This is a genomic window from Streptomyces californicus, from assembly GCF_000717645.1.
In the GTDB taxonomy this organism is placed as follows: Bacteria; Actinomycetota; Actinomycetes; order Streptomycetales; family Streptomycetaceae; genus Streptomyces; species Streptomyces californicus.
Map to the genome: position 1 here is coordinate 73,491 of NZ_JNZZ01000010.1, position 22,895 is coordinate 96,385.

Annotated in this window: 21 protein-coding genes and 1 pseudogene; 13 read left to right on the plus strand and 9 right to left on the minus strand. The window is 73.3% G+C overall.

Annotated features, from left to right (window positions below; all coding sequences use genetic code 11):
* The first annotated feature begins 90 nt into the window (after positions 1–90).
* On the plus strand, positions 91–1,629 hold the full coding sequence (locus tag IF19_RS01000000134765; protein ID WP_078580627.1) for an MFS transporter: 1,539 nt from the start codon (positions 91–93) through the stop codon (positions 1,627–1,629).
* A gap of 48 nt (positions 1,630–1,677) precedes the next feature.
* Here IF19_RS01000000134765 and IF19_RS1000000136155 read toward each other — a convergent pair.
* Positions 1,678–2,382: pseudogene (locus IF19_RS1000000136155) on the minus strand (DNA alkylation repair protein); the annotation flags it as partial.
* A gap of 204 nt (positions 2,383–2,586) precedes the next feature.
* On the opposite strand from IF19_RS1000000136155, the gene IF19_RS0115220 reads away from it, so the two are divergent.
* From IF19_RS0115220 to IF19_RS0115235, 4 genes are read left to right on the plus strand one after another with little or no spacing between them, the layout of a single operon-like run.
* Positions 2,587–2,811 carry a hypothetical protein gene (locus IF19_RS0115220; protein WP_030112334.1) on the plus strand — a complete coding sequence of 75 codons (225 nt, stop codon included), beginning with the start codon at positions 2,587–2,589 and terminating at the stop codon, positions 2,809–2,811.
* Positions 2,808–3,569 (plus strand): HemK2/MTQ2 family protein methyltransferase, encoded by a 762-nt coding sequence (locus IF19_RS0115225; RefSeq protein ID WP_030112335.1) that lies wholly within the window; start codon positions 2,808–2,810, stop codon positions 3,567–3,569. Before IF19_RS0115220 ends, IF19_RS0115225 begins: the two co-directional genes overlap by 4 nt.
* Positions 3,570–3,582: 13 nt before the next feature.
* A complete protein-coding gene (locus IF19_RS0115230; protein ID WP_030112336.1) occupies positions 3,583–3,831 on the plus strand; it encodes a CDGSH iron-sulfur domain-containing protein in 249 nt (82 codons plus the stop codon).
* Entirely contained in the window at positions 3,828–4,865 is a 1,038-nt protein-coding gene (locus IF19_RS0115235) for an iron-containing redox enzyme family protein (RefSeq protein ID WP_030112337.1), read from the plus strand. The genes IF19_RS0115230 and IF19_RS0115235 overlap by 4 nt, the downstream gene beginning before the upstream one ends.
* A gap of 19 nt (positions 4,866–4,884) precedes the next feature.
* Here IF19_RS0115235 and IF19_RS0115240 read toward each other — a convergent pair whose 3' ends face one another.
* The 6 genes from IF19_RS0115240 to IF19_RS0115265 all read right to left on the minus strand — a co-directional run bounded on the left by IF19_RS0115240 (position 4,885) and on the right by IF19_RS0115265 (position 9,304).
* Entirely contained in the window at positions 4,885–5,421 is a 537-nt protein-coding gene (locus IF19_RS0115240; RefSeq protein WP_030112338.1) for a cysteine hydrolase family protein, read from the minus strand.
* 32 nt (positions 5,422–5,453) lie between these two features.
* Positions 5,454–6,248 carry a SigB/SigF/SigG family RNA polymerase sigma factor gene (locus tag IF19_RS0115245; protein ID WP_030195729.1) on the minus strand — a complete coding sequence of 265 codons (795 nt, stop codon included), beginning with the start codon at positions 6,246–6,248 and terminating at the stop codon, positions 5,454–5,456.
* Positions 6,249–6,597: 349 nt separating this feature from the next.
* Positions 6,598–7,293: an HAD family hydrolase gene (locus IF19_RS0115250; RefSeq protein ID WP_030112340.1), complete on the minus strand. Its 696-nt coding sequence runs from the start codon at positions 7,291–7,293 to the stop codon at positions 6,598–6,600.
* Between the two features lie 92 nt (positions 7,294–7,385).
* Positions 7,386–7,847, minus strand: coding sequence for a DUF5709 domain-containing protein (locus tag IF19_RS0115255; protein ID WP_030112341.1), 462 nt, complete (start codon positions 7,845–7,847; stop codon positions 7,386–7,388).
* A 52-nt stretch (positions 7,848–7,899) separates the two neighbouring features.
* Entirely contained in the window at positions 7,900–8,226 is a 327-nt protein-coding gene (locus IF19_RS0115260; protein ID WP_030112342.1) for a hypothetical protein, read from the minus strand.
* A gap of 340 nt (positions 8,227–8,566) precedes the next feature.
* Positions 8,567–9,304 (minus strand): GAF and ANTAR domain-containing protein, encoded by a 738-nt coding sequence (locus IF19_RS0115265; RefSeq protein WP_030112343.1) that lies wholly within the window; start codon positions 9,302–9,304, stop codon positions 8,567–8,569.
* A 241-nt stretch (positions 9,305–9,545) separates the two neighbouring features.
* Between IF19_RS0115265 and IF19_RS01000000134770 the strand changes: the two genes are divergently transcribed.
* From IF19_RS01000000134770 to IF19_RS0115295, 6 genes are all read left to right on the plus strand, one after another.
* On the plus strand, positions 9,546–10,058 hold the full coding sequence (locus tag IF19_RS01000000134770) for an STAS domain-containing protein (RefSeq protein ID WP_050493382.1): 513 nt from the start codon (positions 9,546–9,548) through the stop codon (positions 10,056–10,058).
* 445 nt (positions 10,059–10,503) lie between these two features.
* Entirely contained in the window at positions 10,504–11,232 is a 729-nt protein-coding gene (locus IF19_RS0115275; RefSeq protein ID WP_030112345.1) for a GAF and ANTAR domain-containing protein, read from the plus strand.
* 183 nt (positions 11,233–11,415) lie between these two features.
* The gene (locus IF19_RS0115280) at positions 11,416–12,705 is read left to right on the plus strand and encodes a cation:proton antiporter (RefSeq protein ID WP_030112346.1); all 1,290 of its coding nucleotides are present in this window, start codon (positions 11,416–11,418) and stop codon (positions 12,703–12,705) included.
* 72 nt (positions 12,706–12,777) lie between these two features.
* Positions 12,778–13,347 carry a PadR family transcriptional regulator gene (locus IF19_RS0115285; protein WP_030112347.1) on the plus strand — a complete coding sequence of 190 codons (570 nt, stop codon included), beginning with the start codon at positions 12,778–12,780 and terminating at the stop codon, positions 13,345–13,347.
* Between the two features lie 64 nt (positions 13,348–13,411).
* Entirely contained in the window at positions 13,412–15,145 is a 1,734-nt protein-coding gene (locus tag IF19_RS0115290) for an acyl-CoA dehydrogenase family protein (RefSeq protein ID WP_030112348.1), read from the plus strand.
* Positions 15,146–15,275: 130 nt separating this feature from the next.
* Positions 15,276–17,831 carry an ATP-dependent Clp protease ATP-binding subunit gene (locus tag IF19_RS0115295; RefSeq protein WP_050493906.1) on the plus strand — a complete coding sequence of 852 codons (2,556 nt, stop codon included), beginning with the start codon at positions 15,276–15,278 and terminating at the stop codon, positions 17,829–17,831.
* Between the two features lie 85 nt (positions 17,832–17,916).
* Here IF19_RS0115295 and IF19_RS0115300 read toward each other — a convergent pair whose 3' ends face one another.
* Positions 17,917–20,262: an FdhF/YdeP family oxidoreductase gene (locus IF19_RS0115300; RefSeq protein WP_050493907.1), complete on the minus strand. Its 2,346-nt coding sequence runs from the start codon at positions 20,260–20,262 to the stop codon at positions 17,917–17,919.
* Positions 20,263–20,596: 334 nt separating this feature from the next.
* Between IF19_RS0115300 and IF19_RS0115305 the strand changes: the two genes are divergently transcribed.
* Both IF19_RS0115305 and IF19_RS0115310 read left to right on the plus strand, forming a co-directional pair.
* Positions 20,597–21,244: a DUF1345 domain-containing protein gene (locus IF19_RS0115305; RefSeq protein WP_030277085.1), complete on the plus strand. Its 648-nt coding sequence runs from the start codon at positions 20,597–20,599 to the stop codon at positions 21,242–21,244.
* 88 nt (positions 21,245–21,332) lie between these two features.
* On the plus strand, positions 21,333–21,563 hold the full coding sequence (locus tag IF19_RS0115310) for a hypothetical protein (protein WP_030112353.1): 231 nt from the start codon (positions 21,333–21,335) through the stop codon (positions 21,561–21,563).
* Between the two features lie 51 nt (positions 21,564–21,614).
* Here IF19_RS0115310 and IF19_RS0115315 read toward each other — a convergent pair whose 3' ends face one another.
* Complete coding sequence (locus tag IF19_RS0115315; protein ID WP_030112354.1) at positions 21,615–22,895, minus strand: amidohydrolase family protein; 1,281 nt, start codon at positions 22,893–22,895, stop codon at positions 21,615–21,617.

A 22,895-nucleotide genomic window follows, 5' to 3' on the forward strand; every position in this document is an offset into this window, starting at 1 on the left:
CTTCGAGCCACCCGGTCCTGTCCGTGCTGCCCGCAGGTCCGCAGGTCCGCGAACGCCTGTGCCCGTCCACGCCCCGGAGGCCGGTTCCCCATGTCCGCCCGTCAGAAACCGCGCCGTCTCCCGCCGTTCAGCGGGGTCCTGGTGCTCGTCATGGCCTCCACCGGACTGGTCGTCGTCGATCTGACGATCGTGGCCATCGGCCTTCCGCTGATCAGCGCCGACATCGCGGACGGCGCCTCGGCCGAGTCCGTGGTGGTGACGTACATGGTCGCCACGGGCGCCCTCACCCAGATCGTCGGGAGCCTGTCGGACCGGTGGGGGCGGCGGTCCCTCTTCCTCGCCGGAATCGGCGTGTTCACCCTGTCGTCGCTGGCCGCGACCGCGGCGCCGGACCTGCTGTGGCTGAACATCGCCCGCGTGGCCCAGGGCGCGGGAGCCGCCGCGATCATGGCGAACGGCATCCCGCTGCTCGCCGACCGCTACGCGGGCGAGGAGCGCGACCTCGCCATCGGCGCCTGGGGCTCCTTCGCGACGGCGGCGGGACTGCTCGCCCCGGTCTTCGGCGGGGTCCTGGCGGAGACCTTCGGATGGCGGGCGGTCTTCGCGGTCAACCTGCCGCTCGGCGCGGCCGCCTGGGCGCTGGCCGTACGGGTGCTGCCCCGTGCCCCGGGGACCGGCGGCGCGGGAGCTTCCGGGGCCGGGGCGGCCCGGCGGACCGACTGGCTCGGGGGTCTGCTGCTCATGCTCGGACTCGGCGCGGCGACGCTGCTGATGCTCCGCCCCGGCGAGACCCCCTGGTCCGCGCGGGACACCGCGGTGCTGGTCACCGCCTGCGCGGCGTCGGCAGCCTTCCTGGCCGTCCAGCTCAGGGCGCCCGCGCCGACGCTGGAGCTGCGGATGTTCGCCCGCCCGGCGTTCTCCGGCGCGATGCTGGCCGTGCTGCTCTCCCGCGTCCTGACCATCGGCGGTTCGGTCTACCTGGTGCTGTACTTCTCCGACGGCCTCGGCATGAGCCCGACCGGGGCGGGCCTGCTGATGACCCCGATCTTCCTCGCCCAGATCGTCATGGGCATGGTCGGCTCCAAGCTGATCGGCACACGGCCTCCCGGCCTGGTGATCGGGGCCGGGTACGCGCTCAAGGGCGTCGGCTTCGCCGCGCTGGCCCTGCTGATCACGCCCGGTACTCCTTGGTGGGCACTCGTCGTGCCGCTGCTCGCCTGGGGAGCGGGCGGCGGGATCGCCGGAGCGCCCGTCATGGCGGTCGCCGTACGGGTCACGGCCCCCGAACGTGTCGGCATGGTCGCCGGGACGGTCTCCACCCTGGCCTCCCTCGGCGCCGGTGTCGGCACCGCGGCGCTCGGCGCGGTGTTCGCCCTCCGGGGCGGTCCCGGCGCCGAGGCGGTCACCGACGGGGCCCGCGCCGTCCTGGGCGTGTCCGCCGCACTCGCGGCCGTCGCCGTACTCGTCGCCGTCACCCTCATCGGCCCGCGCCGCGTCCCCGGCCGCGCCCCGGCCCCCGCGGCGCAAGGCCCCGCACCTGCGGAGAGACGCCCCGTGCCGGGAACGGAAGACCCCGAGTCGCCGGCGGAAGAGGACGACGAGGACGACTCCTTCCGCGCCCGGACGTGAGGGCGACTCCTCCCGGGCCCGGACGTGGGGGCTACCGGGGCGCGCTCGCCCGGGCTCCTGCCGGCGCACCATCTCGGCGATCCAGACCGGGGCGTACGGGGAGGTGCAGCCCGGGGACACCGGATAGTCCTTGAGGACCTCCAGCCGCTCACCGATGGCGACGGCGCGGGCGCGGAGTCCGGGGTGGTCGATGCCGATCCGGGCCAGGCAGTGGTTCATCGCCCACTGCAGACGGTCCGGAGCGTCCCGCATCCGTGCCTCGATGACGTCGAGGAGTCCCGCCAGGTCGAGGCCCTCGGGCTTCTTTCCGACGCGCTCCGTGGTGAGCGCCCAGCCCGCGCTCGCCACCACCGGGTCGGGATCGGCCGACCAGGCGACGCGCAGCTCCTCGGCGTGGGGACTCTTCCTGACGACGTAGTTCACGAGCCAGTCGTGCACCTTGGGGGCGCGGGCCTCGCGCAGCATCCGGTCCAGCTCGTCCCGTCCGAACGCCTTGGGGCGGCAGATCAGCAGCGCCAGCAGCTTCGCCGCCGTGTCGTCGGTCTCCCACAGCCGCACCGCGAGGTCGTGTTGCGTCCTGAGCCGTTTCGCGACGGCCCGCAGCTTGCCGAGGTTCACCCCGTGGTCGTCGCCGTGCCTCTCGTTCACGGCGCGGGCCCGGGGGTCCTCCAGGGCCGCCAGCTCGGCCATGACCTCCGCCGCACTCGCGTCGGCCGGCGTCCGTGCGGCTGTCACGGCCTCCTCCGCGTGCATCCCTCGCGCATCCTTCGTACCTCTCTGTGGGACTCCGCCCGGCTCGCGCGGCCGGAACGGGGAATTCAGCGTACGACGACCGACGAACGGCGCGTCCGGCGTTTGACGGGGCCGTACAGGGTCACTCCGGTACAGCGGCGCGAGCCCGTACGGGAACCGGACCGGCCGGTGACGGACTCCGGCCCGCCCCGCGAACGAGGAGACATGAACCGCTCGACCGTGGAACGACTGCTGACCGCACAGGAGGACACGATGCGTGACGTGGGCAGGCTCCTGCGGGCCAAGATCCTCAAGGCCCGCGGACTGGCGAAGGAATCCGACGGCAAGGCGCTGGACGACCCGGGCCGCAAGGACGAGGGCCGACGCCGACAGGAGGAGGCCGACCGCCTGGAACGCCGGGACCGCCCCGACGGGACCGGCGGCCGTTGAGCACGCGAGGGGTACGGCTCTCCGAGGGCGAGGACGAGCCGCTGACCCGGGAGGCCCTCCCGGGTGCCGCGCCCACGTCCGCGCCGGTCGGGCACACCCCGGGGCAGGGCCGTTTCGTCCGGTTCCCCGGGGTCTACCGGCCGCAGACCGACACGCTGCTGCTCGCCCTCGCCATGCGCCGCGAGGGGATCGGCGCGGGCACCGACCTGCTGGACCTGTGCACCGGGACCGGCGCCCTGGCCCTGCACGCGGCCCGGCTCGGCGCCCGCGTCACCGCCGTGGACATCAGCCGCCGGGCGGTGGCGTCCGCGCGGCTGAACACCGCGTTCGCCCGGCTGCCCGTCACGGTGTGCCGGGGCGACCTGCTGCGGGCTCTGCCGGGCCGTACGTTCGACGCGGTCGTCAGCAACCCTCCGTACGTCCCCGCCCCCGGCCTCTCGCTGCCGCGCCACCGCGCCGGCCGCTCCTGGGACGCGGGGCCCGACGGCCGGATGATCCTCGACCGGATCTGCGACGACGCCTTCACCGCCCTGCGTCCCGGCGGACTGCTCCTGCTCGTCCAGTCGGGGCTCAGCCGCCCCGAGGAGACCGTCGCCCGGCTCTCCGCGGCCGGGCTCGACGTGTCCGTGACGGGCAGGGTGACCATCCCGTTCGGCCCCGTCACCCGGGGCCGGGCCGGCTGGCTGCGGGCGCGCGGACTGCTGGGGGACCGGCTCGACAGGGAGGAACTGGTGGTCATCCGTGCCCGGAAGGAATGAGGAGCCCCGCCGTGTGGTGCTGAACCGCGAGGGCCCGGTCCTGGTCGAGGGCCCGGTCGAGGTCGTGGGCGACGACGGCACGACGGCCCGGTCCGACCGCTTCCTCGTGGCGATCTGCACCTGCCGCCGCAGCCGCGCCTACCCCTGGTGCGACACCAGCCACCGTCGCCGCAAGCCGGCCGAGCCCCGGGAGAGCCGCCCCGACGGACGATCGCGCCAGAACCAGAACCACGACCAGGACCAGGAGGGCGAGGAGGCATGACGACCGCGACGAACCGGTCCACCCCGGCACCCCACGACACCGGGAGCCCCGCGCTCCCCGCCGCACGCGGCCCGTTGAGCGAGAGCGTCATCGGCGTGCTGGTGGGGAGCGGCCTCCGGTTGCCCGACGCCGCCGCGATCCGCCGCGCCGACCCGTACGGGGACGACCTCCACCTGCTCCTCTACGTCCTGTACGAGCTCCACTACCGGGGGTTCGCCGGGGTGGACGAGCGCCTGGAGTGGGATCCCGCCCTGCTCGGCGTGCGCGGCGCGGCCGAGGACCTCTTCCTGGACGCCGTGCGCCGGGACGGCGGCTCGGGCGGCGACGACGTGGCGGGGGCGGTGGACGCGCTCCAGCTCGAACCCGTCGGGGACGACGGCCACGGCGTCAGCCACCACCTCCAGCGGGAGGGCGAACTGTGGCAGCTGCGCGAGTACGCCGCCGTGCGCTCCCTGTACCACCTCAAGGAGGCCGATCCGCATCTGTGGGTCGTTCCCCGGCTGCGCGGACGGGCCAAGGCGGCGATGGTGGCGGTGGAGTTCGACGAGTTCGGCGCGGGCCGGGCCGAGGACGTCCACGCCCGGCTCTTCGCCGACCTCATGGGCGACCTCGGCCTTGACGCACGGTACGGCCACTATCTCGACGCCGCCCCCGCCCAGGCCCTCGCCACGGTCAACCTGATGTCGCTCTTCGGCCTGCACCGGCGGCTGCGCGGCGCCCTGGTCGGCCATTTCGCCACGGTGGAGATCACCTCGTCCCCCGGATCGCGGAGGCTGGCCGACGCGCTGCGCCGCGCGGGCGCGGGACCCGCCGCCCAGCGGTTCTACGACGAGCACGTGGAGGCCGACGCGGTGCACGAGCAGGTGGTGCGCCATGAGGTGATCGGCGGTCTGCTGGAGGACGAGCCGGGGCTGGCGGCCGACATCGTGCTGGGCATCGAGGCGACCGGGCACCTGGAGGACCGGCTTGGCGACCACCTGCTGGCGGCCTGGCGCGAGGGCCGCTCCGCCCTGCGTACTCCGCTGGTCCTCTGAGCCCGGGGGCGCTGCGGGTTCAGAAGGAGACGTCGTCGGCACCGACGACCGCGGCGCCCATATTGCGCTCCATCATGCGCAGCGCGGCATCGGCGAGGTCGCTGTGGATGTGCGCCACGGCGTCCCTCGGCACGGTCACGCGCAGATGCCGGATGTGCGCGTCGAGCGCCGAGTACAGCACGCACTGCTCCGTGACCTGTCCGCAGAGCACCACATGGTCCGCCCCCAACTGGGAGAGCAGGTAGGTCAGCGGTGTCTCGTAGAAGATGGAGTGCCGGGCCTTGACGACGAAGAGGGAGTCGTCGTCCGGGAGCACGGGCTCGACGAGTTCGGCGTTCTTTCCGGCGAGCGTCCTCTCGATGATCTCCCCGTGGTGCGAGCGCCACTGCCCGAAGTTGTCGTTCGCGTAGACGACGGGGACGTGCTCCGAGCGGGCGCGGTCGATCAGCCGCTCGATCGGCGGAAGCGCCGAGTGGACCGACGGCACGAGCAGATCGGCGTCGGGGTGGTCGTACGCGTTGATCATGTCGATGACGATGAGCGCGCTGTTCCCCATGGCCCTCTCTCCCGGTCGGCTGTCCCCGTCCGTCAGACGGCTCCCTGGAGCACTCCGTCGCGTACGCGTGCGCAGGACTGGCTGAGCAGGCGCGAGACGTGCATCTGCGAGATGCCGAGGTGTTCGGCGATGCGGACCTGGGTCATGTCCTGGAAATAGCGGAGGTACAGGATGGTGCGCTCCCGCTCCGGCAGTTCGCGCAGCCCCGGCTTGACGGACTCGCGGTCCACGGCGACGTCCAGCGCGCTGTCGCAGGAGCCCAGCCGGTCGACCAGGGGCATACCGCCCTCGGAGCCGGCCGGCTCCGCGTCCAGGGAGAGGGCGCTGTAGCTGTCCAGGGCCTCCAGGCCGAGCACCACGTCCTCCTCGGCGAGGCCGGTGGCGGAGGAGATCTCGGCGCAGGTCGGGGCTCTGCCCGAGGAGGTCTGGGCGAGCTCGCGGCGGGCCACCCTGACCCGGTTGCGCAGGTCCTGCACCCGGCGCGGGACGTGGACGTCCCAGGTGTGGTCGCGGAAGTGCCGCTTCAGCTCCCCGGTGACGGTGGGCACGGCGTACGTCTCGAACGCCTTGCCGCGCTCGGGGTCGTACCGGTCCACCGCCTTGACCAGCCCCATCGCGGCCACCTGCCGCAGATCGTCCATGTTCTCGCCCCGGTCGCGGAAGCGGGTCGCCAGTCGGTGGGCCATCGGCAGCCAGCCGCAGATCGTCTCGTCCCGCAGCGCGTCCCGCTCCGGCCCCGGCGGCAGCGCCCGCAGCCTGCGGAACGCGGCGGTGCGCGCCCGGTCGACGGGGCCGGGGTCCGGCTGGGGGGCAAGGGAATCCTGCATGGCGGTCACTCCTCGACGGCGTAACGACGATGGCGTTGGTCGCCCGTGGGAGCACCGAGCGGAAAGGGGGCGCCGCCCGGAATTCCCGCGGGCGTACCTCCTGTCCGAAGCACAAACAGGCCCATACCCGGGCATAAACGAACTAAACCCGATGAGGGGCGGAACGGCACCTCGGACGTGTCCCGCCCTCGGCCGCTCGGGGTGCCCGCCTGCCACCCCGAGGCGCGCCCGACCGCCCAGCCGGTCCACGCGGGGCGGCCGTACCCGCCGGTCCACGCGGGACGCTCGGACCCGCCGCCTCACGGGCGACGGCCGTACGCCGGCGGTCTCCGCCGGTCCGCCGACCGGATCAGCCCGCTCCGTCCTGACCGGATTCAGGGCCGCGGCCAGGGCCGAAGGGGCTGCCGTCGAGACGGTCGAGCAGCTCCGCGACGTCCCGGTAGACCCCCTGCGCCCCCGCCCGCTCCAGATCGGCGCGCGGAATGCCGCCCGACAGGAGGGCCACCGCGCCGACCCCGGCCCGGGACGCCGCCTCCATGTCCCACACCGTGTCGCCCACGAACACCGCGTCGCCCGGATCGACGCCCGCCAGACGGCAGGCCAGCTCCACCGGCTCCGGGGCCGGCTTGCCCTGCTCCACGTCGTCCGAGCTCGCCGTGGCGAGAATCGCCTCGTCGGCGTCGATCGCCCGCCGCAGCGCCGCCAGCTCCGCCCCGCCCGCCGAGGTGGCGAGAACGACCCGCCAGCCGCGTCCGTCCAGCGTGCGCAGCAGCTCGCCCGCGCCCCGGAAGGCGGGGATGCGGTCGAAGTACGTCCCGTAGAGCACGGTGTGCGCGGAGCCGATGGAGTCGTCCTGCTCCCGGTCCCGGTCCTCACCCAGCAACCGCTCGATCAGATCACCGGACCCCAGGCCGACCGAACGCAGGATGTCCGGCATCGGCACGGTGTGCCCGGCCTGCCGGAACGCCTCCCACCACGCCACCACGTGAAGGTGGTTGGTGTCCGTGAGGGTGCCGTCCACATCGAAGATCGCCGCGCCTGCCATGCTCTCCCGCTCTCTCGTCCCCGCCGTCCTGCCGCTGCCGTTGCCCCCGGCCCCGGCGGGGCCGGGGCCGTGAACCGTCGCACGGGCTCGGTTCAGGGGGCCTCGTCCTCGTCCGTCACGTGGACGGCGGCCTCCTCGGCCGACGCCGCGCCGCCGTCGATGCCCACGTCCTCGGCGAAGACGTCGGTCTCCCGACCGGTGGGATCGTCCGCCGGGGTGAGCCGGCCGGCCCTGGGCTCGCGCTCGGAGCCCTCGACGGGTTCCCCGTCGCCCCCGGCCAGATCGCCGATGCCGTCGCCCGGCGGCGGCTCCACGTCGTCGACCTCCTGGGCGAGTCGCTGGTCCAGGGACTCGCCGCGACGCTCCTCCGCCCCCGTCGTACCGAACCTGTCGACACCGAGCGGGCGCTCCGGAGGGGAGTAGCCCTCCTCCATCTGATCGTCCAGGTCCCGTTCGCCGAGCGTGTTCTCCAGGTCGAGATCGTCGTTCGGCGGGTCCTGGCCGTCGTCGTCCTGCGGCTGGTACACATCGTCGCCGCGTGCGTCTGCGGGCATCTGTCCTGCTCCTCGCTTCCTACGGGCCGTCTGCTCCGGTGGCCGGGACGCGTCAGCGCCCGAGCGCCTCGCGGAGCTCCTCCTTGTTCATGGAGGAGCGCCCGTCGATGTTCTTCTTCCGTGCCTCCGCGTACAGCTGGTCCTTCGTGGGACCCTGCGCGCCCTTGTGGGAGCGTTCGCCGCCGCGCTGGTAGGCGGACTTCCTGTCCTGGGTCGACGTCCTGCTCGCCGTTTTCGACTCGCCGGAGCGGGCGCGCTCCTTGTTGACGGTCCGGGCCGCGATCTCCTTCGCGCGGCCCTCCGAGGCGCCCTGCTCCTTCTCGCTCTCCTTGATGTGCTCGTACTGCCGCTCGCGCTTCTTGCTGGATCCAGCAGGCATGACGTGCTCCTCCGCTTCGGTGACGCGGGCGTCGGGCGCGGAGGCGTCACCGGTGTGATGACGTCCCGTACCCGGTGGACGCCCACCGCGTTTCCCGTACGGATCCCACTAAACAACGCACAACGGGAGGGCGCTCCCGGGGGCGGGAGCGGGGGTGACGCCCTGCCGCCGGGCGGGCGGCGCCGAAGGCTGTTTTCCCAACCGGACGGCGCCTCAGCTCCGCGTACGCCGGATACCTGTTGCTGGAGTACCCACGCAGCGGACACCAAACATCGCCCCGCCGGCCTCATCGGTCCTGCTCCGGGCCACAGGGCTCGTCACGGGGCGGTGCGCGGCGGTCTCACGGCCGGGGGCGCAGCCGGCCGCCCTCCGGCGGGGGGCCGCCCGAGACGCTGGAGACCAGTTGGGTGCAGAGGTCGCGGAGCTTGACGTTGCGGTGCTGGGAGGCCGTGCGCAGGATGCGCAGAGCCTCCTCCGAGGTGCAGCGCCGCTGCTGCATGACGATGCCGGCCGCCTGGTCGATCACGGCGCGTGACTGGAGGGCCGCCTCCAGGTCCTCGGTGAACGTACGGGTGTCGGCGAGCCGCTGGGCCAGTGCGACGGCCCCAGTCACCTGGGCGGCGAGGGCGCGCAGGGCGGTCAGGTCGACGCCGGTGAAACCGTTCTCCTTGGGCGAGTACAGATTGAGGGCGCCCGCCGTGTGGGAGTGCGCCGCGATCGGTAGGGACAGCGACGACAGGGTCCCGGAGGCGACCGCGAAGGCGGGGTAGCCGTTCCACCGGTTCTCCTCGCGCATGTCGCCCACGCTCACCTCGTGGCCCTCGCGCAGCGCCTCCAGACAGGGCCCGTCGTCCTGTCCGTACTGGGCCTCGTCCAGTGGCGGCGCGCTGACGCCAGCGCTGGCCACGGTCAGCGGGCGGCCCTGACGCTCCAGCGTGACCCCGCAGCCGTCGGCGCCGGGCGACATGAGCAGGGCGCTCCGTGCCAGCGCCCGCAGGAAGTCGTCCAGGGTGTCGGTGTCCAGCAGGAGCGAGACGAGGTCGGGCGGCCCCGGGGTGAGGGCTCCGTCGTCGGTCATGGTCGCTCCCTTCCGGGCGTGAGCCCTGTGACCAGCATTGCACTATACGGCCCGCGCCGCGTCTGCCCTCAGGCCACGCGGGACCCGCCGCGCCCCCGCCCCGGCGCGTGGAAGCGTCCGCGTCTGCGGGCCGGGGAGTCCGCAGGCCGGGGAGGAGGTGTCGATCGCCGCCGGACGGGCATACGCGAGCCACGAGGTCAGGAAGCGGCCGCGCTCTTCGCCATGCCTTCCTGGAGGGCCCATGTTCCTGCTCAGCTACCACCTGGACTCCGCGCACCTGGTCGTCGAACTGGGGGAGACGGTCGACCTCGACAACGAAGCCGCCGTCGAGCGCGAGATCCTCCGCCTGCTGCCGTGCTGCGGACCCCGCGCGGTCATCGTGGACCTCCTCACCCCCTTGCTCACCCCACGGGCCCTCGGCGTCCTCCTGCGCGTCAGGAGCCAGGCGGAGGAGCGCGGCGTCATGCTCGCGGTGGCCGCCGGGCACGACACGGCCCGCGAGACGCTGCGCGCCGCCGGACTCGACCGCGTCCTCCGGGTGGCCTCCACCCTCCAGGGCGCGGAACTGCGCAGCCGGGGCTGCCGCCCGTCGGCGGACGGGGAACGAGCGGGGACGTCCGACGGCCGCCGCGGCGCGCCGCCCTCTCCTCGAACGTCCGGGACGCTCGGCCCGTACGCCGACACCTCCCGCCCCCGCGTCCCGGGGCGGCGCCGGCGGGCGGGCTCCGACGCCCGGCGCCGCGGGCGGAGCTGACGAGGGTTCGGCATCGGGAGGCCGGACCCACCTCCGCCGGGGGAGAGGGCATAATGAACGGCTGGAGGTCAGGAAACGGCCCTTGAGAATTCTTCCTGTCTCCGTGGAGTGTCCCGTGAACCTCTGTCCTCGCTGCCCCCGCGCCGCCCGTCCGGCCCCGGCCGCCCGCGCCCCGCACGCCCAGGTACGCGCGGTCCTCGCCCGGCCACCCCGGCAACGGCTCCACCCCGCAGGCGCACCACCGACCCCCGTCGCGCCGACGCCCGGTCGCGTGCCCGCGCCCCGGTTGCCCTCCCGCGACGCCTGAGCTCCCTCGCCCGCCCCACGCCCGGAGCCGACCGGCCCGGCGCGTAGGTGGCGGCTGCCCTGTCCCGGCGGCCCGGACCGCCGCCCAGCTCTGCTCCGCCCCTTCTTCGGGGCGGACCACGCCCAGAACGAGATGATCATGACTGACAGGCCCGTGGCCGAGGCGCCGGACACGACCGCACTGCTCCTGGAGACCTCGTCGCTCGACGAGTTCCTGCACGCCCTCGCCGGCAGTGCCATCGCCCTGGTGGAGGGGGCCGACGGCTGCGGCATCACGCTGGAGCGGCAGGGACGCCCCGTCACCGTGTCCAGCGTCGGGGCCAGCGCCACGAAGCTCGACGAGGCCCAGTACGGTCAGGACGACGGGCCCTGCCTCCAGGCGATGCGCACGGGCCTGGAGGTCAGCGTGCCGGACACCCTGCGGGAGACCCGCTGGGCCGACTACCCCGCCTACGCGGCGGTCTGCGGCGCCCGCTCGTCGCTCTCCCTGCCCATCGCACCCCACAGCCACACCTCCGGCGCTCTCAACCTGTACGCGCCCCTGCCCCACGCCTTCGACACTGCCGACCTGACGGCGCTGCGGCTGCTCACCGCGCAGGCCACCGGGGCCATCGCGCTGGCCCAGCGCATCGCGGACACCGAGGAGTTCGCCGCCGATCTGGAGGCGGCCCTGCGCTCGCGCACGGTCATCGACCAGGCGATCGGGGTGGTCATCGGCCAGCAACGCTGCTCCCCGGAGAAGGCGTTCGACGTCCTGCGCACCGCCTCGCAGCACCGCAACATCAAACTGCGTGACCTCTGCGCCGAGTTGATCGCCAGCATCACCGGAGAGGTCCCGCCCGAGGGCCGTATCCAGCCCCGCGGCTGAACCCGGCGCCCCGCACCCCCCACGGCCTGCGGCGCGTCCCGTTTGGGCGGGCGCACCGGGGTACACGGCGCAGAACCTTTCAGCGTCGGGGAGTCGCGGGAGCACGGCGTGGCCGCCGGACCTCCTCCCGTACCCGGAACGCGCCCCCCGGGGCGGGCCCGGCCCGACGACCCGGCGAGGAGGATGAGCGCGGACGTGTCGATCACCACCGAGGGCGCGGTGTACGGATGCCTCGGCATCGGGGCCTTCCTGGCAGCGGCGCTGCCCCGGCTGCTGTCCCGGCGCCCGGTCTCCGTGCCGATCGTCTTCCTCGCCGCCGGGGTCGTCCTCTACCTGGTCCCGCTGCCGCTGCCCGAGGTCGACCCGGTCGACAGCCGGATCTGGGTGCACCACCTCACCGAGCTGTGCGTGATCGTCTCGCTGATGGGCGCGGGCCTCGCTCTCGACCGGCCCTTCGGGCGCCGCTCCTGGGCCGCGACCTGGCGTCTGCTCGGTGTCGCGATGCCGCTGACGATCGGGGCGACCGCCCTCGCCGCCTGGGCGCTGCTCGGCTGGCCCGCCTCGGCCGCGCTCCTGGTGGCCGCCGTCCTCGCGCCGACGGACCCGGTGCTCGCCGCCGAGGTGCGGGTGGGGGAGCCGTCCGCCGACAAGGACGACGAGGACGAGGTCCGCTTCGCGCTCACCAGCGAGGCCGGTCTCAACGACGGCCTCGCCTTCCCGTTCGTCCTCGCGGCCGTCGCCCTGGCCGCCGCCGGGAACAACTGGACCGGGGGCTGGGCGGCCCACTGGCTCTGGAGCGACGTGCTCCTGCGCGTCGGCGTGGGCGTCGCGACCGGTCTCGCCGTCGGCCTCCTGCTGGGGCGCGTGCTCTTCCGGTCCCGCGCCCGGTCCCTGCGCCTGGCCGAACAGGGTGAGGGGTTCGTGGCGCTGGCGGCGACCTTCCTGGCGTACGGCGTCACCGAGGCGCTGCACGGCTACGGCTTCCTCGCGGTGTTCGCCACCGCGTGCGCCCTGCGCAGGTCCGAGCACAGCCACGGCTACCACCGGGTGATGCACGCCTTCGTCGAGCAGATCGAGCGCCTGCTGATGGCGCTCCTCCTTTTCGGCGTCGGCGCCTTCATCGCCTCCGGCGGACTGGCCGCCCTCACCTGGCGGGGCGCCGCGATCGGCGTGCTGCTGCACCTCCTCATCCGCCCGGCCACCGGCCTGATCGCCCAGCTCCGTGGCCCCGGCCGCCCGAACGAACGCGCGGCCGTCGCCTTCTTCGGCATCCGGGGCATCGGCTCGTTCTTCTACCTGGCCTACGCCTTCGGGGAGGGCGGCTTCGGACCGTACGAGCGGGAGATGTGGGCGGTCGTCGTCTTCGCCGTCCTGATATCCGTGGTGGTCCACGGCGTCGCGGCGGCCCCGGTGACCCGCTACCTGGACCGGCGCTCGGCCGAGGCGCCCGCAGAGGTGTCCCGTACGTCCTGAGCACGGGTGAGCCGCGTCTCACCGACCCGCCGCGCCTTGCCTATGCAACGAGTTGCATACGAGGATCACGGCATGGCCCTCGACCACGCGATCCTCGTCTCCCTGCTGGAGCGGCCCGGCTCCGGCTACGAGCTGGCCCGGCGGTTCGAGCGGTCCATCGGACACTTCTGGACCGCCACCCACCAGCAGATCTACCGCGTCCTCGGGCGGATGGTGGCCGACGGCCTCCTGCTCGTGCGCGAGGTGGAGCAGCAGGGCCGGCCGGACAAGAAGGAGTACTCCGTCACCGCGTCCGGCCGCACCGTCCTCGCCGCCTGGCTGCACAAGCCCATCGAACCGGAGAGCCTGCGGCACGACCTCGCCGTCAAGATCCGGGGCGCGGCCTTCGACGACCCGGCCGCCCTGATCCAGGAGGTCGAGCGCCACCACCGGGCGCACCGGGACCGGCTCGCGCACTACCTCGCCGGGGAGGAGCGCGACTTCACCGGCCCCGAGGCCCCGGCGCCGCCGACCCCGGGCCAGGAGCTCCAGCACGTCGTCCTGCGCGGCGGCATCGCGTACGAGCGCATGACGATCGCCTGGCTCGACGACGTACTCGCCACGCTCCACCGCCTCGCGACGCCGCCGGGCCCCGGCTCCTGAACAGCCCCCGGCACTCCCCGTCCACACCACCGACGAACCCTCACCCTCCCCGGAAGGCGACCTCATGGCCGAGTCCACCTCCCTCCTGTTCAACCCGCGCACGTACGACCCCGCGCACTTCGACCCGGAGACCCGCAGGCTGCTGCGCGCCACGGTCGACTGGTTCGAGGCGCGCGGCAAGCGTCGGCTGATCCAGGACTACCGCTCCCGCGTCTGGCTGGCCGACTTCCTCGAATTCGCCGCGAAGGAGGAGCTGTTCGCCACCTTCCTGACCCCCGCCTCGGCTGCGGCCGGCGACGGCGACCGGCGCTGGGACACCGCGCGCATCACCGCGCTCAACGAGATCTTCGGGTTCTACGGCCTGGACTACTGGTACGCCTGGCAGGTGACCGTCCTCGGACTCGGACCGGTCTGGCAGAGCGACAACGCCGACGCCCGCGAGCGGGCCGCCGGACTGCTCGCCCAGGGCGAGGTGTTCGCCTTCGGGCTCTCCGAGAGGACCCACGGCGCCGACATCTACTCCACCGACATGCTGCTGGAACCGGACGCCGACGTCCCCGGCGGCTTCCGGGCCACGGGCTCCAAGTACTACATCGGCAACGGGAACGCCGCCGGCCTGGTCTCCGTGTTCGGCCGCCGCACCGACGTCGAGGGCCCCGACGGCTACGTCTTCTTCGCCGCCGACAGCCGCCACCCGGCGTACCACCTGCGGAAGAACGTCGTCGACTCCTCCAAGTTCGTCAGCGAGTTCCACCTGGAGGACTACCCGGTGGCCCCCGCCGACGTCCTGCACACGGGCCGCGCCGCCTTCGACGCCGCGCTCAACACCGTCAACGTCGGCAAGTTCAACCTCTGCACCGCCTCCATCGGCATCTGCGAGCACGCGATGTACGAGGCCGTCACCCACGCGACCAACCGCATCCTCTACGGCCGCCCCGTCACCGCGTTCCCGCACGTGCGCCGCGAGCTGACCGACGCCTACGTCCGGCTCGTCGGGATGAAGCTGTTCAGCGACCGCGCCGTGGACTACTTCCGCTCCGCCGGCCCCGACGACCGCCGCTACCTGCTCTTCAACCCGATGACGAAGATGAAGGTGACCACCGAGGGTGAGAAGGTCATCGACCTCATGTGGGACGTCATCGCCGCCAAGGGGTTCGAGAAGGACACCTACTTCGCCCAGGCCGCCGTCGAGATCCGCGGGCTCCCCAAGCTGGAGGGCACGGTCCACGTGAACCTCGCGCTGATCCTGAAGTTCCTGCGCAACCACCTGCTGGACCCGGTCGACCACCCGCCCGTCCCCACCCGCCTCGACGCCGCCGACGACGCGTTCCTCTTCCGGCAGGGACCGGCGCGCGGTCTCGGCTCCGTACGCTTCCACGACTGGCGCACCGCGTTCGACGCGTACGCCGAGGTGCCGAACGTCGCCCGCTTCCGGGAGCAGGCCGACGCCCTGTGCGCCTTCGTGGAGACGTCCGCCCCCGATGAGGAGCAGAGCCGCGACCTCGACCTCCTCCTCGCCGTCGGCCAGCTCTTCGCCCTGGTCGTCCACGGGCAGCTGATCCTGGAGCAGGCCCGGCTGACCGACCTGGACGAGGAGCTGCTCGACGAGCTGTTCGCCGTCCTCGTCCGCGACTTCTCCGCGCACGCCGTCGAACTGCACGGCAAGGACTCCGCCACCGAAGCCCAGCAGGAGTGGGCCCTGGGCGCGGTCCGCCGCCCCGTCGTCGACACGGCCCGTTCGACCCGGATCTGGGAGCGCGTGGAGGCGCTGTCCGGGGCGTACGAGATGGCGCCGTGACCCGGTCCGGCCGGGGCGTCCGCCGACGCCCCGGCCGAGAGCCGAGTCGGGGAGGGCTCCGTTTGCGGGGTGGTGGACATCGCGTTTCAGTGAGAGAGGCCCTGTCCCCGCCCTCTGCCCTGGAGCTGGCATGTCGATGGCGTTCGGTTCTTCACCTCTCGGTCCGTCCGATCCGTTCAGCGACCTGCTGAACCGCTTCTTCGGTATGTCCCCGGCGTCCTCGCCCCCCGCCGTGCAGCGGGTCCCGATCGGGCGGCTGCTGACGGACTCCTCCCACGAGCTGCTGGGCCGGGCCACGAGCAAGGCGGTCCAGGACGGCACGGCCGACCTCGACACCGAGCACCTGCTGTGGGCGGCGACCCAGGTCGAGCCCGCGCGCGGACTGCTGTCCCGGGCCGGGGTCGATCCCGACGCGCTGGCCGCCCAGCTCGACGAGGTGCTGCCCCGGGAGTCGGCCGAACCGTCCGCCGAGCCCGGGCTCACCCCGGCGGCGAAGCGGACGCTCACCGCCGCCTACGCCCGCTCGCAGGCGGCCGGGGTGTCCTACATCGGCCCCGAGCACATCCTGGGCGCACTCATCGACGACGCGGACTCCGGCGCCGCCCGCTTCCTCGGCTCGGACGACCTCGACGTCGGACGGCTCCGCGGCGCCGCGGACCGGGCGGCCGGACCGGAGGGCGCGTCCGGCGGCGGGAAGCAGCCGTCGACGACCCTGGACGAGTTCGGCAGGGACCTGACGGAGGAGGCGAAGGCGGGGAAGCTGGACCCGGTGGTCGGGCGGGCGGAGGAGATCGAGCAGACCATCGAGATCCTCTCGCGGCGCTCCAAGAACAACCCGGTCCTCATCGGCGAGCCCGGCGTCGGCAAGACCGCCATCGTGGAGGGCCTCGCGCAGAGCATCGTCTCCGGCGAGGTGCCCGACACCCTGAAGGACAAGCGGGTCGTCTCCCTCGACCTCTCCGGCATGGTGGCCGGCGCCCAGTACCGGGGCCAGTTCGAGGAACGCCTCAAGAAGGTCATCGAGGACGTGCAGAAGGCCGAGGGGGAGATCATCCTCTTCATCGACGAGCTCCACACGGTCGTCGGCGCGGGCGCGACCGGCGAGGGCTCCATGGACGCCGGCAACATGCTCAAGCCCGCGCTCGCCCGCGGCGAGCTGCACGTCGTCGGCGCGACGACGATCGACGAGTACCGCAAGCACATCGAGAAGGACGCCGCCCTGGAGCGCCGCTTCCAGCCCGTCCTCGTCCCGGAGCCGACCGTCGAGGAGACCGTGCAGATCCTCGAAGGGCTGCGGGACGCCTACGAGGCCCACCACCAGGTCCGCTTCGCCGACGGGGCGCTCACGGCGGCGGCCGAACTGTCCGACCGCTACGTCAGCGACCGCTTCCTCCCCGACAAGGCCATCGACCTGATGGACCAGGCCGGGGCCCGGGTACGGCTGCGCAGTGCCAACCGCTCCACCGAGGTCGTCAGCCGTGAGGACCGCCTCGCCAAGCTGCGGCGCGAGAAGGACGAGGCCGTCGCGGGCGAGGAGTTCGAGAAGGCGTCCGGGCTGAAGCGGCAGATCGCCGAGGTCGAGGGCGAGCTGGCCGGCATCGAGGAGCGCCGCGAGGGCGTCGTCTCGGTCACCTCGTCCGACATCGCCGACATCGTCTCCCGCCGCACCGGCATCCCGGTCTCCCAGCTCACCGCCGGCGAGAAGGAGAGGCTCCTCAAGCTGGAGGAGGAGATGCACGCCAGGATCGTCGGCCAGGACGAGGCGGTCACCGCCGTCTCCGAAGCCGTACGGCGCAACCGCGCGGGCATGGGCGACCCGAACCGGCCCGTGGGCTCGTTCCTCTTCCTCGGCCCGACCGGCGTTGGCAAGACGGAGCTGGCCAAGACCCTCGCCGAGCTGCTGTTCGGCCAGGAGGACCGGATGATCCGGTTCGACATGAGCGAGTTCCAGGAGAAGCACACGGTCGCCCGGCTCGTCGGAGCACCCCCCGGCTACGTCGGCTACGACGAGGCGGGCCAGCTCACCGAGAAGGTGCGGCGCAACCCCTACAGCGTCGTCCTGTTCGACGAGGTCGAGAAGGCGCACCCGGACGTCTTCAACACGCTCCTGCAGATCCTCGACGACGGCCGGCTCACCGACGGGCAGGGCCGCACCGTCGACTTCCGCCACTGCGTCGTCATCATGACGTCCAACATCGGCGCGCACCGCATCCTCGCCCACCAGGGCGACGCCGCCGAGTTGAAGGACGAGCTGATGGAGGAGCTGCGCGGCCGGTTCCTGCCCGAGTTCCTCAACCGCATCGACGACATCATCGTCTTCCACAGCCTCACCGAGGACGACCTGTCCACGATCGTGGACCACCTGCTGGACCGCAGCAAGCACCGCGTCCACGCTCAGGGCATGACGCTGGAGGTCACCGAGGCGGCGAAGAAGCTGCTGGTCGACCACGGCTACCAGCCCGAATTCGGCGCCCGCCCGCTGCGCCGCACGATCCAGACCGAGCTGGACAACCGCGTCGCCTCCCTGCTCCTGAGCGGTGAGGCCGACCCGGGGGACACGATCGTCGCGGACGTGGAGAAGGACACCCTGCACTGCTCCGTCCGCAAGGGCGAGGCGGCGACGGACGCGGCCGGGGCCACGGCCGAGACCCCCGAGGCGGCGGGCGACGCCGGGGCGGCCGGCTGAGCCGTACGGACGGTCCGCACATCAGGAGGGCGGCGGCCCCGGGTGACTGCCCGGGGCCGCCGCCCTCCTCCGTGCCCGCCCCCGGTCAGCCGCCGGCCGCCGGGACGATCGTCACCTTCACGTGCTTCATGATCGGCTGATCGCTCTGGGTGCTGTAGTCGCCCAGGGCGCACAGCACGTTCATCTCCGGCATGTAGCCGGCCGCGCAGCCGCGCGGGATGTCGTACGGAACCGCCGTGTAGCCCTTCAGGCACCGGTGGCTGCCGTCCTTGGCCGTGCTGGTGATGTCGACCGCGCCCATGTCGACGATGCCGCGCTCGCGCATGTCGGCCCGGTTCATGAAGACCAGCGTGCGCAGGTTCTTGACGCCCCTGTAGCGGTCGTCGTCCGAGTAGATCGTGGTGTTCCACTGGTCGTGCGAGCGCATGGTGCCGAGCGCCAGGGTGCCCGGCTCGGGCACGACGTCGGGCAGGGCGGCCGTGGAGAACTCGGCGCGCCCGGACGGGGTGAGGAAGACCAGCTCGCGGGCGGGCTGCTTGATCCGGAAGCCCAGCGGCAGCCGCACCCGGCGGTTGAAGTCCTCGAAGCCGTCCAGCGCCACGGCCATCGTGTCCCGGATGCGGTCGTAGTCCTCGATGTACCAGTCCCAGGGCGTCTCGCTGTCCGGGAGGGCGGCGCGGGCCATCCCGGCGACGATGGCCGGCTCGGACAGCAGGTGCGGGGAGGCCGGCCGCTTCATCCCGAGGGACAGGTGGACCATGCTCATGGAGTCCTCGACGGACGTGCGCTGGACGCCCTTGCGCTGGTGGTCCTTCTCCGTGCGGCCCAGGCACGGCAGGATGAGCGCCGCCCGGCCGTGCACGACATGGCTGCGGTTCAGCTTCGTGCTCACCTGCACGGTGAGGTCGCACGAGCGCAGCGCCGCGTACGTGGCGGCGGTGTCGGGCGCGGCGAGCGCGAAGTTGCCGCCCATGGCGACGAACACCTTCACCTCGCCGTCCCGCATGGCCTGGATCGTCCGGACGGTGTCCAGCCCGTGCTCACGGGGCGGGTCGATCCCGCACGCGTCGGCGAGCCGGTCCAGGAACGCCTCGGTGGGGCGGTGGTCGATGCCGCAGGTGCGGTTGCCCTGGACGTTGCTGTGGCCGCGTACGGGGGAGGGGCCCGCGCCCTCCCGTCCGATGTTGCCGCGCAGCAGCAGGAGGTTGACGATCTCGCGGACCGTGTCCACACCGTGCTCGTGCTGGGTCAGGCCGAGGCACCAGCTCACGATGGAGCGGTCGGCCTCCGTGTACACCCGCGCGGCCCTGAGGATGTCGGCGCGGCTCAGCCCGGACTGGCGCTCCAGCTCCTCCCAGGGGGTGGCCGCGCACAGCGCCCGGTACTCCTCGAAACCGGCGGTGTGCCGCTCGACGAACGTGGCGTCGAGCGCCTTCGGGTCGCTCGCCGACTGTTCCAGGACCGCCTTGGCCATGCCGCGCAGCAGCGCCATGTCGCCGCCGATGCGCGGCTGGAGGTTGAGCGTGCTGGTCCGCGTGGACTTGAACAGGGCCATGTAGAGGAACTCGTGCGGCACGATGGTGCGCGTCGCCGCCGCCTCGACCAGCGGGTTCACATGCACGATCTGCGCGCCCCGGCGTTCCGCCTCGGCGAGCGCGGTGAGCATGCGGGGCGCGTTGGACGCGGCGTTGACGCCCAGGATGAACAGGGCGTCGGCGGACTCCCAGTCCCTGAGGTCGACCGTCCCCTTCCCGGTGCCGAGGGCGGCCTGGAGGGCGCGGCCGCTGGCCTCGTGGCACATGTTGGAGCAGTCGGGAAGGTTGTTCGTGCCCAGCTCACGGGCCATCAACTGGTAGAGGAAGGTGGCCTCGTTGCCCAGCCGCCCCGAGGTGTAGAAGGAGGCGCGGTTCGGGTCGTCGAGCCCGCGCAGGGCGGCCCCGACCACCTCGAACGCCTCCTTCCAGCTGATCGGGACGTAGTGGTCGGACTCCGGGTCGTACGCCATCGGCTCGGTCAGCCGGCCCTGGTTCTCCAGGTCGTAGTCGCTCCAGCCGGCCAGCTCGGTCACCGAGTGCGCGGCGAAGAACGCGCGGTCCACGCGCTTGCGCGTCATCTCCCAGGTGACGTGCTTGATGCCGTTCTCGCAGATGTCCAGACGCAGGCCCTTGGTGTCGTCCGGCCACGCGCACCCCGGACAGTCGAACCCGCCGTTCTCGTGGTTCATCCGCATGATGGCGCGCGGACCGTCCACCAGCTCGCGTTCCTCCACCAGGACGCGGGTGACGCTCTTCGCCGCGCCCCAGCCCGCGGCGGGGTGGTGGTAGGGCCGGACCTGGGGTGCGGCGTCGGGCGTGGGCCCGACCCGGGGCTCCAGGGGCTCCGGGGACTGCCGGGATTCCTGCGGCTCCTGTGCTGCGTTCTCGGTGCTCACGGCGGTTCCACCCTTTCACCGGCGGGATCGACGGGCCCGCTGGGCATCATGGGGCGAAACGGGTCCTTCGGGCAGGCTATGCCGGGCGATTCGGGGCTGCCAGTCGCCGCGGGACCCGTGGCCGGGCCTCCGTCCGGTACCCGCGACAGCCCCGCCACCGCCCTGCGACGCGTCCGGGGCCCGGCCTGCGGGCCGGGGCGTCCGCGCATACGCTGACGGGGCCCGGCCGCCGGGAGTTCCCGCGGATCACGGCCGGGCATGTGTCCGGCGGCGCGGACCCGGCCGGGATCCGCCCAGAACGCCCCGGGCCGCCCGGTCAGCCATGGGAGGCCCCATGAACACCTACCGCCGGCTCCTCCTCCCCGCCGTCCCCCGGCTCGCGGGTTCCGTGCTGGCCGGCACGGCCGCCGGAGTCCTCGCCGGCGTCCTGGTCGGCAACGTCCCGCTGGGGCTCCACGTCGGCATCGCCGCCGCTGACACCCTCTTCGTCGTCGCCGGCTGGTGCGTCCTGTGGCCGATGGGCGCCGCCGCCACCCGGACCAACGCCCGGCGCGAGGAGTTCCGGCCCGTCGCCGAGGAGGTCGTCGTCGTCACGGCCGCCCTGTCCGGCCTGGTCGGCATCGTGGTGCTGCTCCTGATCGGCCACACCGACCTGAGCCACGCGGCGGCCGCCCTGGCCCTCTGCGGGGTGTTCATGTCCTGGGCGGCTCTCCATCTGATGTACGCCGCCCGGTACGCGTACCTCTACTACCGGACCCCCGGGGGCGGCGGGATCGACTTCAACACGGAGGAACCGCCGCGCTACATCGACTTCCTCTACTTCAGCTACAACCTGGGCATGACCTACCAGGTCTCCGACACCGACGTCTCCACCTCCGAGATCCGCGCGGTCGCCCTCCGGCACTGCCTGATGTCGTACGTGTTCGGCGCCACCATCCTGGCCACCACGATCAACCTGATCGCCGGCATCGTCACCGGCTGAACCCCTGCCCGGAGGCCGGAACGGGGCCGCCGCTCCGGCCGGGCGGACCACGATGATTCATGGATTGCGCAATGGATAAACTGTCGTCATGGAGAACCACGACACCGCGCGCTGGGAGTCCGCCGTGCTCGACGGAGGCCCCGCCCACGGCCTGCGGACGCGCGTCGCCGACCGGCCGCACGTCCTGCAGGTGACCCGCCCGTGCCCACCGGACGGGCCCGGTGACGAGGTGCGTGTATCGGCGCTGTACGTCTACCGGCGCGACCCCCGCACGGACGACGCGCCCCTGCGGTACACCTTCGACGTGGCCAGCCCCTGACCCGCGCCGGACGTTCGGCCACGGGAACGGAGCAGGGGCGGTCGGCCGGGGTCAGCCGCCGACCAGGGCGCCGTCCCGGGCGACGATCCGCCCGCCGCGCACCACCAGCTCGCGCTGCGGCAGATCGACCACGACCTGCGGCAGGCACTCCCCGCGCACCAGCAGGAAGTCGGCCGGCGATCCCGGCTCCAGGTCCGCCTCCGGCAGCCCCATCAGCCGCGCCCCGCCGTCGGCCCCCGTACGGAACGCGGCCTCCAGCTCCTCGTCCAGGCGGGCGTCCCGCACCCGGGCCAGCAGATGCGAGCGGTGCAGCATGTCCGCGTCGCCGAACGGGCTCCATCCGTCCCGTACGCCGTCCGAGCCGAGGCCCACCTCGACCCCGTGCTCGCGCAGCCGGTCGACCGGCAGCACCAGGTCGGACGAGGGGGCGACCGTGGTCAGGGAGATCCCCGCCCCCGCCAGCGCGGACGCCAGTTCGTCCAGGTCACGCCCGGTGAGCCCGGGCACGCAGAAGACGTGGCTGACGGTCACCCTGCCCTGCAGCGACAGCGCCCGGGTGCGGTCGATGACGGCGCGCAGCGAGGCCAGCCCCGTCGCGGCCCGTTCGTGCAGGTGGATGTCCACGCCCACACCGTGCCGGTCCGCGATGCCGAAGACGATGTCGAGCTGTTCGTCGAGGGCCCCGTCGAAGCCGGCCGGGTCGATGCCGCCGACCCGGTCGACCGCCCCGCTCCGGGCCGCCTCCTCCAGCAGCTCCCTGGTCCCCGGCGTCCGCACGACCCCGTGCTGCGGGAACGCGACGATCTCCACGTCGAGCGCGTGCCGCAGCGCCTCGCGGGCCGATCCGACGCCCTCGACGCCCTCCAGGCCGTAGACGGGGGCGACATCGACATGGGCGCGCATCGCCCGGGTGCCCCGGGTGACCGCGTGGCCCATCAGCCGCTCCGCGCGCTCGCCCACGGGCGTCTTCAGCGCCCGGTACAGCCGTACGTCCTCGGCGGTGTACTCGGCGAGGGAGCTCGCCGGCTTCCGTGACGCCCAGGGCTCGCCCCACGCCGTCTTGTCCGGGTGGATGTGCGCGTCGACCAGGGTCGGCAGCGCGATCCCGCCCCCGCAGTCGACGACCTCGGCGCCGTGCGGAGCGGGCTCGGCGGTGACCACACCGTCGACGACCGTGAGATCGACGGGCCGCCGCGCCCCGCAGGGCCGCACGTTCCGGAACACCGTGGCGGGCGCGGGGCCCGAACGCGACGTGGCCCGGGCGGAGGACAAAGCCGCCGGACCGGCGGACTCGGGGCGGGGCGAGGGCTCGGGTCGGGGCGAGGCGGGCAT